General features: G+C 70.1%; 15 protein-coding genes. 7 read left to right on the top strand and 8 right to left on the bottom strand.

Annotated features, from left to right (window positions below):
- Positions 1 to 21: 21 nt before the first annotated feature.
- A complete protein-coding gene (locus tag NG1_RS02015; protein ID WP_218018930.1) occupies positions 22 to 1,107 on the top strand; it encodes an ATP-dependent DNA ligase in 1,086 nt (361 codons plus the stop codon).
- The gene (gene ligD / locus NG1_RS02020) at positions 1,104 to 2,105 is read left to right on the top strand and encodes a non-homologous end-joining DNA ligase (RefSeq protein ID WP_062967381.1); all 1,002 of its coding nucleotides are present in this window, start codon (positions 1,104 to 1,106) and stop codon (positions 2,103 to 2,105) included. The genes NG1_RS02015 and ligD overlap by 4 nt, the downstream gene beginning before the upstream one ends.
- 9 nt (positions 2,106 to 2,114) lie before the next feature.
- Here ligD and NG1_RS02025 read toward each other — a convergent pair whose 3' ends face one another.
- The 3 genes from NG1_RS02025 to NG1_RS02035 all read right to left on the bottom strand — a co-directional run bounded on the left by NG1_RS02025 (position 2,115) and on the right by NG1_RS02035 (position 5,192).
- The gene (locus tag NG1_RS02025; protein WP_157113813.1) at positions 2,115 to 2,870 is read right to left on the bottom strand and encodes a DUF4190 domain-containing protein; all 756 of its coding nucleotides are present in this window, start codon (positions 2,868 to 2,870) and stop codon (positions 2,115 to 2,117) included.
- A gap of 530 nt (positions 2,871 to 3,400) precedes the next feature.
- The gene (locus NG1_RS02030) at positions 3,401 to 4,063 is read right to left on the bottom strand and encodes a TetR/AcrR family transcriptional regulator (RefSeq protein ID WP_062967385.1); all 663 of its coding nucleotides are present in this window, start codon (positions 4,061 to 4,063) and stop codon (positions 3,401 to 3,403) included.
- The gene (locus NG1_RS02035; RefSeq protein WP_040866574.1) at positions 4,047 to 5,192 is read right to left on the bottom strand and encodes an acyl-CoA dehydrogenase family protein; all 1,146 of its coding nucleotides are present in this window, start codon (positions 5,190 to 5,192) and stop codon (positions 4,047 to 4,049) included. Before NG1_RS02035 ends, NG1_RS02030 begins: the two co-directional genes overlap by 17 nt.
- 351 nt (positions 5,193 to 5,543) lie before the next feature.
- On the opposite strand from NG1_RS02035, the gene NG1_RS02040 reads away from it, so the two are divergent.
- The 3 genes from NG1_RS02040 to NG1_RS02050 all read left to right on the top strand — a co-directional run bounded on the left by NG1_RS02040 (position 5,544) and on the right by NG1_RS02050 (position 8,448).
- Positions 5,544 to 6,476: an alpha/beta fold hydrolase gene (locus NG1_RS02040; RefSeq protein WP_062967387.1), complete on the top strand. Its 933-nt coding sequence runs from the start codon at positions 5,544 to 5,546 to the stop codon at positions 6,474 to 6,476.
- A gap of 108 nt (positions 6,477 to 6,584) precedes the next feature.
- Entirely contained in the window at positions 6,585 to 8,015 is a 1,431-nt protein-coding gene (locus NG1_RS02045; protein WP_062967389.1) for an SDR family NAD(P)-dependent oxidoreductase, read from the top strand.
- Between the two features lie 46 nt (positions 8,016 to 8,061).
- Positions 8,062 to 8,448 (top strand): DUF2784 domain-containing protein, encoded by a 387-nt coding sequence (locus tag NG1_RS02050; RefSeq protein ID WP_062967391.1) that lies wholly within the window; start codon positions 8,062 to 8,064, stop codon positions 8,446 to 8,448.
- A gap of 9 nt (positions 8,449 to 8,457) precedes the next feature.
- Here NG1_RS02050 and NG1_RS02055 read toward each other — a convergent pair whose 3' ends face one another.
- Complete coding sequence (locus tag NG1_RS02055; protein WP_062967394.1) at positions 8,458 to 9,216, bottom strand: thioesterase II family protein; 759 nt, start codon at positions 9,214 to 9,216, stop codon at positions 8,458 to 8,460.
- Between the two features lie 127 nt (positions 9,217 to 9,343).
- Positions 9,344 to 10,324, bottom strand: coding sequence for an MBL fold metallo-hydrolase (locus tag NG1_RS02060; protein WP_062967396.1), 981 nt, complete (start codon positions 10,322 to 10,324; stop codon positions 9,344 to 9,346).
- An 83-nt stretch (positions 10,325 to 10,407) separates the two neighbouring features.
- Between NG1_RS02060 and NG1_RS02065 the strand changes: the two genes are divergently transcribed.
- On the top strand, positions 10,408 to 11,358 hold the full coding sequence (locus tag NG1_RS02065) for a LysR family transcriptional regulator (RefSeq protein WP_062967398.1): 951 nt from the start codon (positions 10,408 to 10,410) through the stop codon (positions 11,356 to 11,358).
- Here NG1_RS02065 and NG1_RS02070 read toward each other — a convergent pair.
- Both NG1_RS02070 and NG1_RS02075 read right to left on the bottom strand, forming a co-directional pair.
- Entirely contained in the window at positions 11,343 to 12,212 is an 870-nt protein-coding gene (locus NG1_RS02070; RefSeq protein WP_062967400.1) for a serine hydrolase, read from the bottom strand. The two genes, NG1_RS02065 and NG1_RS02070, sit on opposite strands and share 16 nt — an antisense overlap.
- Before the next feature lie 65 nt (positions 12,213 to 12,277).
- The gene (locus NG1_RS02075) at positions 12,278 to 12,820 is read right to left on the bottom strand and encodes a hypothetical protein (RefSeq protein ID WP_062967402.1); all 543 of its coding nucleotides are present in this window, start codon (positions 12,818 to 12,820) and stop codon (positions 12,278 to 12,280) included.
- A gap of 570 nt (positions 12,821 to 13,390) precedes the next feature.
- Between NG1_RS02075 and NG1_RS02080 the strand changes: the two genes are divergently transcribed.
- Entirely contained in the window at positions 13,391 to 14,731 is a 1,341-nt protein-coding gene (locus NG1_RS02080; protein WP_174315386.1) for a CoA transferase, read from the top strand.
- Between the two features lie 64 nt (positions 14,732 to 14,795).
- Here the strand turns inward: NG1_RS02080 and NG1_RS02085 are convergent, their stop codons facing one another.
- On the bottom strand, positions 14,796 to 15,371 hold the full coding sequence (locus NG1_RS02085; RefSeq protein WP_062967404.1) for a TetR/AcrR family transcriptional regulator: 576 nt from the start codon (positions 15,369 to 15,371) through the stop codon (positions 14,796 to 14,798).
- Positions 15,372 to 15,401 lie beyond the last annotated feature (30 nt).

Below are 15,401 nucleotides of genomic sequence, written 5' to 3' on the forward strand. Positions count from 1 at the left end.
ATCGAACCCGAGGAGGATCGCGTGGATCTACCGGTTCTGCCCCCAGTGCGGCCGATGCTGGCCAAAACCGCACCCGCGGTGCCGCGCGAGCCGGGCCTGAGCTACGAACCCAAATGGGACGGTTTCCGCTGCATCGTGTTCCGCGACGGCGCCGAAGTAGAGCTCGGCTCGCGCAATGACCGGCCTCTGACCAGGTATTTTCCCGAGGTCGCCGAGTTGCTGAAGCAGGCGCTGCCGGACCGCTGCGTGGTGGACGGCGAGATCGTGGTGGTCACCGAGCAGGGTTTGGATTTCGACACCTTGCAGAACCGCCTGCACCCTGCCGCGTCCAGGGTCGCCAAGCTGGCCGTGGAGACGCCTGCCAGCTTCGTGGCCTTCGATCTGCTCGCGCTCGGCGACAAGGACCTGACCGGCGAGCCGTTCACCGAACGCAGGCGGCTGCTGGAGACGATCCTGGACACCGCGCTCGCGCGCGTCCACCTCACGCCGATCACCCACGACCCCGACGTGGCCGAGGACTGGTTCACCCGTTTCGAGGGCGCCGGATTCGACGGCGTGATGGTCAAGTCCGACGACCTCGCCTACCTCCAGGACAAGCGGGTGATGCTGAAGGTCAAGCACGAACGCACCGCCGACTGTGTGGTGGCGGGTTTCCGCTGGCACAAGGACGGAGCGGGTGTGGGTTCATTGCTGCTCGGGCTCTTCGACGACGAGGGCCACCTGCATCACGTCGGCGTGGCCAGCAGCTTCACCGCGGCGCGGCGTAGGGAGCTGATCGAGGAGCTGGCGCCGTTGCGGGAGAACGCGCTGGACGATCACCCTTGGCGGCAGTGGGCCGATGCGGCGGCGCAGGCGGCCGCGGACGGCAAGATGCCCGGCGGCGTCAGCCGCTGGACCGGCGGCAAGGATCTGTCCTGGGAGGCGCTGCGACCGGAGCTGGTCGCCGAAGTCCGCTACGAGCACGTGCAGTCGGGCCGGCTGCGCCACGGTGGCAGGCTGGTGCGCTTCCGGAGCGACCGGACCCCGCAGTCGTGTACCTACGCGCAGCTCGACGAAGTCGCGCCGGCGGAATTGAGCATGTTGTTCGGCGAGAGCGCGGCACGATGACCGAGTCCGTCGACATCGAGACCGACGGCCGCACCGTCACGATCAGCAATCCGGGCAAGATCTATTTCACCAAGCGCGGTGAGACGAAACTCGATCTGGTGCGCTACTACCAGGCGGTCGCCGAGCCGTTCCTGAATGTGGTCGGCGGCAGGCCGCTGCTGCTGGAGCGCTACCCGGACGGGGCATCGGGCAAATCCTGGTTCCAGAAGCGGGTGCCGAAATCCGCACCGGAATGGCTGCGCACGGTGGAGGTGACCACGCCGAACGGCACCACCAGCGACGCCCTCGTCGCCCACGATCTCGCCCATATCCTATGGGCGGTGAATCAGGGGTGCCTCGGATTCCACGTCTGGCCCAACCGCGCCGACAATCTGGAGATCGCCGACGAACTGCGCATCGACCTCGATCCCTCGCCGGGCATCACCTTCGCCGACCTGCGCCGGGCCGCGATCCGCACCAGGGATCTGCTGGCCGAACTCGGCATCGAATCCCGAGTCAAGACCTCCGGCTCACGCGGCTTGCATCTGTACTCCGCGCTGGAGCCGAAGTGGGACGGCTATCAGGTGCGCGCCGCCGCGGTGGCGCTGGCGCGCGAGTTGGAGCGCCGGTACCCCGAGGACATCACCGCGCAATGGTGGAAAGAAGAACGCGGCAACCGGGTGTTCATCGATTTCAATCAGAACGCTCCGCACAAAACGGTTTTCGGCGCGTGGTGCGTGCGGCCGAAGGTCGGCGCCCAGGTGTCCACGCCGATCAGCTGGTCCGATCTGGATTCGGTGGTGCCCGACGACCTGACCATCGCGACCGTGCCCGCGCGCTACGCCGAATCCGGCGACCCGTGGGCCGACCGCGCGCCGCAGTCCATCGCCCCGCTGCTGGAGATGTCCGAACGGGACATGGCGGCCGGCCTCATGGACGCGCCGTGGCCACCGCAGTATCCGAAGATGCCCAACGAGCCGCCCCGGGTGCAGCCGAGCCGCGCGAAGAAGCCCGAATAGCGTCGACGGCTACTCGGTCCACAGCACCCATGTGCCGCTGCGGCCGCTGACCTCGCACACCAAGGCCCGGCCGTCGGCGGTGCGCCCGGTCTTGGCGCCGGAGGCGTCGCACTTCGAACCCGCCTGCTGCACGGCGGTCGCCACCACGTGCGGGCCCGACCACTGGTTGCCACCGGCGGCGGTGAGACAGATCAGCGTGCCGCCGGTGGTGGCGCTGCCGATCTTGCCGAGCTGGGCGTCGGTGCACGGCGCGCCCTTCGTGACCGATTCCTGGCTCTCCGGCGGCGTGGTCGTCACCGCGAGGCTGGGTGCGGCGGTCGTGGTGGTCACCACCGGACGCTCGACGGTGGTGGGGGTCGAGGCGACGGGCGCGGGCCCGAGCGAGGCCGTGCGGTTGGTCACGTCCGGCAGCCAATTGCTCGTCATCAGGATGAATCCCGCCACCGCGGTGATCTCGGCTACACCGAGCAGCAGCGCGAACATCGCCATGACTCGGCCGCGGGGATGGCTGAAGGCGATGAAGCCGAACACGATGGCCACCGGGAACAACCCGAGCAGTGCCGCCACCAGGGCGATGATCGCGTACGGATTGACGATCGGCGGGATCTCCACGCGCAGCCGTCCGGTCCGGCGGCGGCTCGGCGGCTCGGGCCGGCGCTCGTCCTCGTCGTCGGGCCAGCGGCCGTCGGGCTCCGGCTCCGCCCAGCGATCCTCCGGCTGCGCCTGCGGCCAGCGATCCGTTTCACGCCGTTCTGCCCGTGTCATCAAGGTCCTCTCCACACCACCACACCGCGCAGGAACCTCGGACTATCCGGACCCGCCCCGATATACCGACACAGAATAGGACGCGCACCGCGAAAAGTTGATCCGAAGTGTCCGACATTTGTGATCGGGCCGTGATAACGAACTCGCGGCTTCGGTAACCGAGACGCATGCTGGTCCACAGGCGGCATGCGTGATTGCCACCCTTCCACGCAGTAATTGCGTCCGATAAGGCGACGTCGAGCCGCCGGGCCCTCCCGCAGGCCTGCCCGGGTCCCGGAATTTGCTCGACGCCAATCTCGACGCCAATTAGGACCGGCCCCGCCTCGCGTTGTGCGTGCTCGCCGTGGCCACCCACCCGCCGACCGTCACCGGATACGGGTTCAACGGGCTGTGCGCCCGTCGACGTGGCGGTGACCGCCGCGCTGTGGATCGCGGCGCCGGGGCACTCCGTCGACCATCGCCGTCACGGTCGCGGGCCGAGTGGCCGCGACCGATTCGCCACAGCGGCGAGTGACGATCCGCGGCGCCGTTCACTGCCTGCGGTCGACTTTGGGCAGCGATTCGGTGACCAAGGTCAGCAACATGTCGCACAGCAGGTCGTGCACCTGCTCGCGGGTGAGCGTGCCGCGCGTGATCCATTCCCGGCCCGCGACCTTCACCAGCCCGCCGTAGGCACGCACCATCGCGCGCAGTTGGGCATCGTGTGCCGAATGGGCGAGGCCGACCATCAGCAGCAGGCGCTCGGCCGCCGCGTCGTCGGCCGCGTCCAGGATCTGCTGCACCTCGGGATCGTCTCCGACTCCCTCGTGGCTGGTCACCTTCACCCAGGTGCTGCCGTGCTCGGCGATGGTGTCCAGCAACCAGCGCACGCTGGCGTCGACCCGCTCGCGCCAGGAGCCGGTGGGCACGGCCATGTTGTCGAGCTTGGGCAGCGTCACCATCCGCCGGACCACCGCCAGGTAGAGATCGCGCTTGTTGCCGAAATAGTGGTTGATCAGACCGCGGGCCACACCGGCCCGCTGCGCCAGTTCGGCGGTGGAGACGGCCGCGTACGGGCGTTCGCCGAACATGTCGATCGCACAGGCGAGGATCTGCGCGCGCCGCTCGTCGGGCTCGAGCCTGCGGCGGCGCGGTAGCGCCGGATCGGCGCCACCGTCCGCGGTCGCGCTCGTGGTGTCAGAGAGACCGGGCAATGAGATCCTTCATCACCTCGTTGCTGCCCGCGAGGATGCGCAGGACGCGGGCACCGGTGTAGAGCTGGGAAATCGGATACTCCGTCATGTAGCCGTAGCCGCCGAACAGTTGCAGGCAGCGGTCCACCACGATACCGAGCTGATCGGTCAGCCAGTACTTCGACATGGCAGCGCTGGGAATATCGAGTTCGCCGCGCAGGTGCTTGTCGAGGCAGTCGTCGAGAAAGGTGCGGGAGACCTTGGTGATGGTCGCGCACTCGGCGAGCTCGAATTTCGTGTTCTGCATGGCGAACAGCGGCTTGCCGAACGCTTCGCGGCCCTTGGTGTAGTCGACGGTGAGCTGCACCGCCTTCTCCATCATGGCGACCGCGATGATGGCCGTGACCAATCGCTCCTGCGCGAGCATCTGCATCATCTGGTAGAAGCCCTGGCCCTCGGCCTCGCCGAGCAGGTTGGACGCGGGCACGCGCAGGCCGTCGAAGAACAGCTCGGCGGTGTCCTGGGCCTTGCCGCCGATCTTGTTCAGGATGCGTCCGCGCTTGAAGCCGGGGGTGTCGTCGCCGACTTCGGCGAAGATCAGCGAGACTCCGGCCGCACCCTTGGTGGGGTCGGTCTTGGCGGCGATGATGATGCCGTCGCAGAGCCAGCCGTTGGTGATGAAGATCTTGGAACCGGTGATGACGTACTCGTCGCCCTCCCGGACCGCGCGGGTCTTGATGTTCTGCAGGTCGGATCCGGTGCCCGGTTCGGTCATGCCGATGGACAGCACGATCTCGCCGCTCGCGGCCTTGGGCAGCACGCGCCGCTTGAGTTCTTCGGAACCGAACTCGTACAGGTACGGCGCGATGATCGAGCTGTGCACGGGGATGCCCATCGATCCGTCGCCCGCGCGCGCCTGCTCCTCGATGATGGCGGCCTCGTGCGCGAAGGTGCCCCCGCCACCGCCGTATTCCGCCGGAATGGCGGGGCACAGCAGACCGAGTTCACCGGCCCGGTTGTACAGGGCGCGATCGGGGTGCCCTTGGGCGACGAATTTCTCCTCGTGGGGCACGACCTCCTTTTCGAAGAAGGTCCTCGCCAGGTCTCGTACCGCCTCGACCTCGTCGTCACTCCACGCCGCGCGTGCCATCGCTCGATCCTTCGCTCGCTCCGGTCCGGTCTCGTCACCGGTTACGCCCCAGATTCCCGGACTATTGGCGAGTTGTCAACAAGCGTCGAGCATCATCGCGACAGCGCTCCGCGGGCGGGCCGGACCTCCGTTGCCGCCAGAGGATTCGATGCCCGGTCGCGAGTCCGTGCGGTGGCCCTCCGGCTCGGGCGGCGAGGTCCCATTCCCCCGTTGGTGAGCTGCGCCATAATCGGGCGTTTCACCTTTCCCTCGATGGGTCAATTCTTCGTACTGTCCGTATCGGAATCACTGACGTCGGGCACGACGGCGACGTGCCATCGGATCGGTAGCCGGCAGCGAAGGGGTAACGACATGGCCGAACTGCTCGACATCACCGAAACGCCCCGCCCGGACCGCACCTGGACGGTCGACCGGGACGGCGCCGATCTCGCGGTCTACGAGTGGGGTGATGCCGCCGCCGAGCCCTTGGTGCTGGTGCACGGCCTCACCGACACACACCGCGTGTGGTCGACGGTCGCGGCCCTGCTGGCCGACGGCTTCCGGGTGATCACCTACGACGTACGCGGTCACGGGCGTTCGGCCACGCCCGCGGCGGTGTCGGAGTATCGCCTCGACCTGCTGGCGGAGGACTTCTTCGCGGTGATCGACGCCGCCAGCCCGCGCAGGCCGGTGCACACCTGCGGCCACGGCTGGGGCGCCGTGCAGCTGTGGGAGGCGGTCTGCGACGAGCGGGCCAACACCCGCATCGCCTCGTTCACCGCGATCGCGGGACCGAACCTCGATCATCTGGGTCTGTGGCTGCGCGCGCTGGCGCCGCGCGCCGGACGCGAACTCGGCGACCTGGGCTGGTGGCTGCGCGGCGTGCGCTGGGCGCTGACGCCGGGCCCGATCGCCCGCAGGCTCTATCCGCCGCGGGTGCGCGGGCTGCTCGTGGGCCGGCTCGGCGGTCTCGCGCCGGTGCCCGCGCGCGTCGCGCCCACCTGGCGCACCGATCTCGTCGCCGGTGCCCGGATCGCCCAGGCCAATCTGCTGCACCACTTGGGCAAGCCGCGGGTGCGGCGGACGGCGGTCCCGGTCCAGCTGCTCGTCGACACCACCGATCCGTTCGTGCCCGCCGCCGTCTACGACGCCTCCACGCGCTGGGTCGACAAGCTGTGGCGCTGCGCCGTTCCGGCGAATCACTGGCTGCCGATCACCGAGCCACTGCTGGTCGCCGAAGCGGTCGCCAACTTCGTCGACGACCTGCGCGCCGACCGGGCGGCCATCTCTCCACGCAGCAGCTGACCGACGCTTCGAGCGGGGCGTGGGCGACCGGGCGACCACCCGGCAGGCGGGGTTTGCGACAATGGGCCGGTCGTCTGCCCAGCTCGATGAAGGATGTCCCCCGCCCCGATGGCCGAAAGCATGATCGATCCCGAGGAGCTCGCGACCTGTCTTCGGGTCCTGGAGCAGGCCGGAACGCTCGAAAAGGATCATCCGGACTCGGTGGCCGTGCAGCGGGCGGTCGGCCACATGTTCAAAAAACTCAAGCAGCGCCGCCGCACCGAAGCGCGCGCGGCGGTCTCGGCCGCCGACCGCGCGGTGGTCGCCGCCACCGCGACCGGATCCCCGAACCGGATCGATGACGAGACCGCGGGCATACCGATCAGCTCGGTCACCGACGGAGCCAGCGCGGGCACGCTGCTCCGCGCGCGCCCCTGCTACATCTGCAAGCAGCGCTACACCCAGGTCGACGCCTTCTACCACCAGCTGTGCCCGGAGTGCGCGGCGAGAAGTCACACCAAACGAAACGCCCGCACCGATCTGACGGGGCGACGGGCGCTGCTCACCGGCGGCCGCGCCAAGATCGGCATGTACATCGCGCTGCGCCTGCTGCGCGACGGCGCGCACACCACCATCACCACCCGCTTCCCCAACGACGCCATCCGGCGTTTCGCGGCGATGGACGACAGCGCGGACTGGCTGCACCGGTTGCGCATCGTCGGCATCGATCTGCGCGATCCGGCTCAGGTGGTCGCCCTGGCCGACGACGTCGCCGCCCAGGGCCCGCTGGACATCCTGATCAACAACGCCGCGCAGACGGTGCGCCGCTCCCCCGGCGCCTACAGCGCCCTGGTCGACGCCGAATCCGGGCCGCTGCCCGCGGGCGCGCTGCCGGAGGTGGTGAGCTTCGGCAAGACCATGCAGGCCCACCCCACCGCGCTGACCGCGTCGCTCACCCCGGCGCTGACCGCCGCCGACGTCGCCGAGCTGGCACTGGTCGCGGGGTCGGCGACGCCGGAACGCATCGCGCGCGGCGTCGCGATCGACGCGGGTGGCCTGGTGCCCGACCTCGCGCACACCAACAGCTGGGTGCAGACCGTCGCGGAGGTGGATCCGACCGAACTGCTCGAAGTGCAGCTGTGCAATTCGGTCGCGCCGTTCATCCTGGTCTCCCGCCTGCGCCCGGCGATGGCCGCCGCCGAGGCCCGCCGGAAGTACGTCGTGAACGTCTCCGCGATGGAAGGGCAGTTCTCCCGCGCCTACAAGGGCCCGGGGCACCCGCACACCAACATGGCCAAAGCGGCGTTGAACATGTTGACCCGCACCAGCGCCCGCGAGATGTTGGAGCAGGACGGCATTCTGATGACCGCGGTCGACACCGGCTGGATCACCGACGAGCGACCGCACTACACCAAGATCAGGCTCGCCGACGAAGGTTTCCACGCCCCGCTGGACCTGGTCGACGGCGCGGCGCGCGTCTACGACCCCATCGTGCAGGGTGAGAACGGCACCGATCTGTTCGGCTGCTTCCTCAAGGACTATCAGCCCTCCCCCTGGTAGCGGTCGATCCGGGATCCGTCACGCGGCGCAGGACTACCCTGGAGGCGTGCTCTACCGGCTGGCAGCCGACGCCACCGCCGTCACGCATTTCGCCTTCGTGGCCTACGTGGTGGTCGGCGGATTCGTCGCATGGCGCTTTCCGCGCACGATCTGGCTCCACCTGCTCGCGGTCTGCTGGGGGTTCGGCACGATCGTGATCGGTTTCGACTGCCCGCTCACGCATCTGGAGAATTGGGCGCGCGAGCACGCCGGCCGAGAGCGGCTACCGTCGAGCGGATTCATCGACCACTACCTCACCGGTGTGATCTACCCCGAACACGCGCTCGGGTTGGTGCGCGCAGTGGCGGCCGCGCTGGTGGTGGCGTCCTGGATCGGTTATGTGTGGGCGCAGCGACGGCCCGCCCCGGCCGCCCGTGTCCACGCACCGCGCTGACGCCGGTGCTCAGGCGCCGAGGTGGCGCGCGACGAAGCCCGCCACCTCCGTGACGTGCTCGTCCAGGTAGAAATGGCCGCCGGGGAAGGTCACCCGGTCGAATCCTCCGCTGGTGTGCGCGCGCCATTCGTCGGCCTGCTCGGGTCGCATCGTCGGGTCCTCGGTGCCGACCAGTGCCGCGATATCGGCGCGCAGCGGCTCTCCCGGCTGATACCGGTAGGTCTCTACGGCGCGGTAGTCGGCGCGCACGGCGGGCAGCACGAGTTCGGCGAGGCCCGGCTCGGCGCGCAGCAGCTCGAGCGGGGCGGGATCCGCGGCCAGCCGCACCAGGTCATCGATGAGTTCGTCGTCGGAGGCCAGGTGCAACCGCTGCGTCTCCTCGAAGGTGGGTGCCGGACGGCCGGATACGAACAGGGTGGCCACCGGCTGCCCGGCGCGCTCGAGCCTGCGCGCGGTCTCGAACGCCACGGTCGCGCCCATGCTGTGCCCGAACAACGACAGCCGCGCGATCCGGCCCCGCGCGAGCACCGCCTGGGCGATCCGGTCCGCCAGCGCGATCAGGTCGGTGATGGGGTCCTCACCCAATCGGTCCTGCCGTCCCGGATACTGCACCGCGAGCACCGCGACGCCCACTCCGAACCGTTGTGCGAGATCCCGGTATGCCGTGGCCGACCCTCCGCCGGGCGGGAAGCACAGCAGGTGTTGCCGCGCGACCGCCTCGGATCGCAGCGTCCGCAACCACTCCGAGTCGGTGCTGCCGCCTGCCACGTTCGGTCTCCCTTCGCCGTCGTCGTCCCACCGCGCGGCCGGACCAGACCACGGTAGTCGCCGCGGTCGAGTGCGGGAGCCTCCTGATGCAGCGGTTCCGAAGCCCGGGCGAGCGACCGAGACCCGGTCAAGGCGTGAAGGTCTGTAGATGATCCACGGTGACGAAGGCGCTCTGCGGACTGGCCGCGGCCACCGCGGTCCGCAGGGCTTCCAGACCGCCCCAGTCGCGAGCGGGTTCGGTGAGCGGATGATCGAAGTCGTCCCAGTGGGTGGGCAGCACATAGCGTGGGTTACCGGTCGCGCGCAGCAGGCGGCCGACGTAATCCTGGATCTTGCCGCCCCCGGCGGGCAGCAGCAGCACATCCGGGCGCAATCCCGCCACCTCCGACTCGATGTAGTTCGAGCCACCGAAGTCCAGCACACTCACCCCGCCGCCACTCACCTCGTAGGCGAGCGTGCCGCCTTCGACCAGATCACGAATCACCTTCGGCTCCGGTAGCGATCCCGCGCCGAGACCGGGGCGGGTGCCCGCGAACGCCACCGTGGCGCGCGGTCCCGAAGCGGAGTGCAGCGAACGCAGCACCCGGATGGCGTACCCGTCGAAACGGAGGAACTCGCCGCCGGTGGCCAAGGCGAGCTGCGCCTCCGGGGCGCCGAGCGCGGCCATCAGGTTCAGGTGCGTCTCGGTGCCGAGCACCGTCGCTCCCGTCTTCTTCGCCAGGTACGGCACATCGGCGAGATGGTCGTAGTGGCCATGGGTGACCAGGATGTGATCGGCGCGCAGTTCGCCGCTGTCGACGTAGCGGTCGATCAGGGCGGTGTCCACGGTGAGCGGGGTCTGCGGGTCCGCGCCCTCGGCGCTGTAGGTTCCGGTATGAAACCTGGTCAGCCAGGGGTCGATGAGCACGGTCTTGCCGCCCGGCACGCGGATCTCCCAGCTGTTGTTGCCCCACCAGCGCAGCGTCATCCCGCCGGACGACTCCTCCGCCGAGACCGTGGTCGTCGCCGCGCTGTTATTGGAATCCGTTGTGCCGCAGGCGACTATGCCCGCAAGCGTGGCCGCTCCCACGGTCGCGCCGAAGAATTCACGCCGTCCGAAACCTCTCATGCGGGCACCACATCACATGCGCGGTAGCCCTGTCCAAGACCGCCGCACGCGCTCGGCGATATCGGAACGGATATCGTCGCAGCGTGGACCAGCTGCGCCAGCTCCGCTACTTCGTCGCCGTCGCCGAGGAATTGCATTTCGGACGGGCCGCCGAACGCCTCGGCATCGCCCAGCCGCCGCTGAGCCAGCGCATCCGCCGCCTCGAGACCGACCTCGGCGCGCGGCTGTTCGACCGCGGCAGCCGCCGGGTCGAACTCACCGAGGCAGGGCAGATCCTGCTCGCGGAGTCCCGCGACCTGCTCGCCCGTTGGGAACGGACGAAAACGCTGGTCGGCAAGGCGCATCGCGGTGAGATGGACGCGGTGCGGATCGGCGTGCCGCCCGAATTGGCCGGGCGGGTGCTCGCCGCGCTGCTCACCGCGTTCGAGGCCAGGGACGTCCGGGTCGACCTCCAGGAACTGACCACCGCCGAACAGGTCCGGCTGCTCGCCGACCGGCAACTCGACGCCGGGTTGCTGCAACACCCGGTCGATGTGGTCGGCCTCGAACTCGGGCCGGTGGTGGAGACGCCGCTGGGCGTGGTGCTGCCCCGCGATTCACCGCTGGCCGCACGGTCGGCGCTGGAACTGGCCGATCTCGCCGGGCACGGCTTGGTGATCTTTCCGCGCGCCGCCGCCCCGGGGCTCTACGACGCCACGCTGCGCCGGTGCTGGGAACAAGGCTTCCGCCCGGCGTCGGTGCAGCACGCGCGCAATCCGGAGTTCGTCCTGGGCATGGTGCTCTCCGGCCGCGGTGTGGCCTTCGATCAGGGCATGGTGGCCCGGAAGGAGCCGCGCGTGGTCTGGCGGCCGCTGCCGGAGGGCGCGCTGAGTCATCGGCTGTCGCTGGCCTGGCCGGTGGGCGTGGCCCATCCGCTGGTCGGCGAGCTGGCCGAACTGGTGGTCACGGTGTTGCAAGGCGACGGCGCGTCGCGGCCCGGCACGGTCGCCGACCCGCCGCAACGGCCGTGGAACGTCGTCTACGGCAGTCCGTGAACGATGCGGCCGATGGCCGCGACGGCGGCGGCGCCGATCGCGCGGTCCACCTCGGGCAATCGCTGCGCCAATGTGGCCGCCCGCGTGAAAACGGCCACGGCGTAACGCTTTCGGTCCGGGTACTCGACGACGCCGATCTCGTTGCGCACACCGGGCAGCGTCCCCGTCTTGGCCCAGACACCCACCTCCGGCGGGAAGGCGGCGGCCAACCGGTACCAATTCACCTGCTGGCGCATCAGGTCACGGACCCACCGGCACGCTTCCGGCGCACCCGCCTGATCCCGCGCGATCAGGGTGAGCAACCGCACCATCTCGCGCGGAGTGCTCGCGGTGGTCCGCCGGGGGTCCAGCGCCCGGGTGCGCAGCACCTGCTCGGCGTTCAGCGCGGGGAACCGGCGGGCGAACTCCGCCGCGTCGGCCGCGCCGATATCCTCGGCCATGGACTGCACGACGGCGCGGGGCGGACCGACGACCCGGGTGGCGGTCAGGCCGAGTTCGCGCAGCAGCGAGCGGACGTTGTCCAGGCCCACGCGGTCGAACAGCAGGTCGGCCGCGGTGTTGTCGCTGACGGTGAGCGCGAAGTACGCGGCGTCGCGCAGACTGAGCTCGACGTCGTCGGCGCAGCCCGCGGTGCCGACGCCGCCGAGCCGATCCGCGGCCCGCGCCCGCACCCGATCCGCGGGATCCACCTGCCCCGCGGCCACCTGCCTGGCGAACTCCAGGACCAGCGGCACCTTCACCACCGAGGCGAGCACCACCGGCTCGTCCGCCCGCGTACCCGCTTCCGCGCCACAGTCGACGCACTGGGCATGAATCCACCCCTCCACGCCTGCGGTCCGAAAGATCTCCTGCACCGATGCAGCTTCCCCGTCCCCGCTGGGGCGGGTGACTCCGGGGTCGTGCGAAGAAAGCGGACGGATCAGGACTCGCCGCGACCGGTTTGCGCGAGCCGCTGTTCGAGTTCGGCGACCCGCCGCCGGTAACCGGCCAATTCATCGAGGCGGGCGTACATCTCGTCGGTCAGCTGGGCGATGCGGCCCAGATAGCGGTGCGCGGGCCGGTCGGCCCAGTAGGCGCCGGCGCGGCCGTACTCCACCGCACGATCGACGTCGCCGGCGGTGACTCCCGCGGCGACCGCGTCCGCCGTCGCCGCCGTGAGCGCGGCCTCGAGTTGCGCCACGCGCAATCGCGTCGCCTGGTCGTGGCCCGCGTTCCCGAGCGACGCGCGCTCCGCGGCGAGGTCCTGGATCTCCCGGAGGTACCCGGCGTTCTGGGCGTCCTGCACGGCCATCAGTTCGTAGTCGTGTTCGATCGGCGCGCGGCGAACCCGGTCCGGGAGCAGAGCGGTGCGCGGACGCATATCGATCCCGAAGACCGGAACGCGCTCCCTTGCTGCGGAGTTCTCTTTCGTCCTGGTCGTCGGCACCGTGTATTCCGCGCTTCCGGCATAGACGTTCGTCATCGTCTCTCGACCTCACATTTCGATGCCGCGGTATTCCTCTGCGGCCGGCCTGCTCTGCCTGTCTCCGCACACGAAGGACAGGACATCGGATCCGCGCGGCGTCCCGCGCCGACTGCTGCCGTGCAGCCTGGGAATATGCTGGCCGATTCCGCGCGGTCCGGCGCGTGTCACTATCCTCACTGGCGAGAAATCCTCTCGGACAGCTCTTTTCGCGCGTGCGAGCCCGAGATTCGCCCGGTCTCGATCCCGCGAGATCGTGGGCCTTCCCCGAAGGTCTCGGCCCCGTCAGCACCTCATCCGCTACCCCGGGAACACGCGTCTGCGATCACGCGGTCACCGCCCGAGCGCCCGCGACGGTCCGACCCGGCCGAACGCGACGGCCGGTCGACGACGGCATCGCCGCATCGGCGCACGGCGCACCGGTGCGCGGAGCCGACGCGTCTTCGAGCCGAATCGGCGCAGGTGGCCGCGGGGAGCGGCGCGGCGGGCGGAAGTGGCGTCCTTCGCGCATGCCGCACCGGAGGGACCACGCCACGCGAGTTCCCCGGGGCGCCAACTAGGCTGAAGCGAGTGAACACGCACGCACGGCTCGTCCAGGACTACGAGGCCGGTATAGGTGTCACCGCCTCGCGCATCTCCCCCGCGCCCGATCCGGGTAGCAATCTCGCCGCGACATTACCGGTCTGGGCACTGGCCGCCGGTTCGATCGCGGCGCTGGCTACGGCCGCGAACCGCATGCGGACCGCACGCGGTCTCGACCCGGTGGCGCATCGCCTCGATCCCGCCCGCATCACCGCGGCCTTCTCCAGCGAGCGTCTGTTACGCATCGGCGGCCGGATGCCGACACCGTTCGCCGATCTTTCCGGCTTCTTCCCCACCTTCGACGGCTGGGTTCGCACGCACGCCAACTATTCGCATCACCGGGCGCGACTGTTCGCCACGCTCGGCCTGCCCGACTCCGCGCCGATCGACCTCGCCGTCGCCCAGATGGCCATGATCCGCGCCTCGGACCTGGAGGAGCAGGCCGCCGCGCACGGGGCCATCGCGGTGCGCGTCCGCACCGAGGAGGAATGGGCCGCGAGCCCGCAGGGACAGGCCGCCGCAGCGGGTCCGCTGGTCGCGATCACCGACCGCCCCGACCGCGGGGAAACCGGCTTACCGGCGGGCGCCGCGCCTCTGCAACCCCTGCGGGGCGTGCGAGTGCTCGATCTGACCAGGGTGATCGCGGGACCGGTCGCGACGCGCGCGCTGGCGTTGCTCGGCGCCGACGTGCTGCGCGTCGACCCGCCGCAGCTGCCCGAGATCTCCTGGCAATTCGCCGACACCTGCCAGGGCAAACGCTCGACGCTGGTGGACCTGCGCACCCACGGCATCGATGATCTGGTCGCCGCCGCCGACGTGCTGATCACCGGATACCGGCCGGGCGCGCTGGAGCGGGCCGGAGTGCGAGCGGCCGCCCGTCCCGGGTTGATCCACGGGCGGGTGTCCGCCTGGGGTGAAGCCGGTCCCTGGGGTGAGCGTCGCGGTTTCGACAGCATCGTGCAGGCCGCGTCCGGCATCTCGATCGTCGAGGGTGCGCCCGCCGTGCCGGGGGCGCTGCCCGCGCAGGCACTCGACCACGCGTCGGGTTACCTGCTCGCCGCGGGCGTGATCGACGCCCTCGTCGCGCGCAGCGGCGACGGCGTCGGACGGGACGTACGAGTGGCCTTGGCGCGCACCGCGTCCTGGCTGCTCGACGCGCCGGACCGCACACCGCGTCACCCCAAGCCCGCGATGCCGAGCGCGGCGCATGTGGTCCGGCACGGGCAGGTCGTCACCGCGCCGCCCGTGCTGGCCGAGTACCCGGATTACGCCTCGCCCGCGCCCGCCTACGGCGCGGACCATCCCGCGTGGCCGCTGCCGACGCACTGACCGTCCCGCCGGGAGATCGCGGAGATCGTCCGCGGCCTCCCGCCGGGAACCTGCCGAGCCGGCACTAGATCTCCACCCCCGCCAGCGCGGCGACCGCCTGCGCCAGGCGGTCACCGTCCGGCAGGTTCGCCTCCGGAGCGATGGTCTGTAGCACGCCGAGCCCCTGCACGAGCACGAAGTACAGCTCGGCGATCGCCTCGGACTGCTCTTCGTTCAGCTGCGGATGCGCCTGCCGCAGCGCGTCGGCCATGTCCCGGTAGGCGCCGGGCAGGCTCTGCGCGAAGAACTCCTGCGACTCCGTCGAGCGCGCGACGCGCACCAGGTTCTCCATGCTCGCCAGCATGCTGTCGCGGTTCTCGGTGAATACCGCGGGCATGCCGTTCCACATGGCGGCGAACGCCGCCAGGGGCGCCGAGCCGCTGCCCTCGCGGATCTTCGCCTCCATGTTGTCGCCGATCGCGGTGCCCAGAGCGTCGCTCAGCGCTTCGGTGATCAATTGGTCCTTGGAGCCGAAGTGGTAGCCGATCGCCGCCAGGCTCACACCGGCCGCCGAGGCGATGTCGCGGGCGGTCGCCTTGGCGACGCCTCGCTCGACGATGACTTTCCGTGCTCCCGCCAGCAGATCCTCGCGATTTCCCATACTCACAGGCTACAACGTCTTAGACAAACG

Source organism: Nocardia gamkensis NBRC 108242 (assembly GCF_001612985.1).
In the GTDB taxonomy this organism is placed as follows: Bacteria; Actinomycetota; Actinomycetes; order Mycobacteriales; family Mycobacteriaceae; genus Nocardia; species Nocardia gamkensis.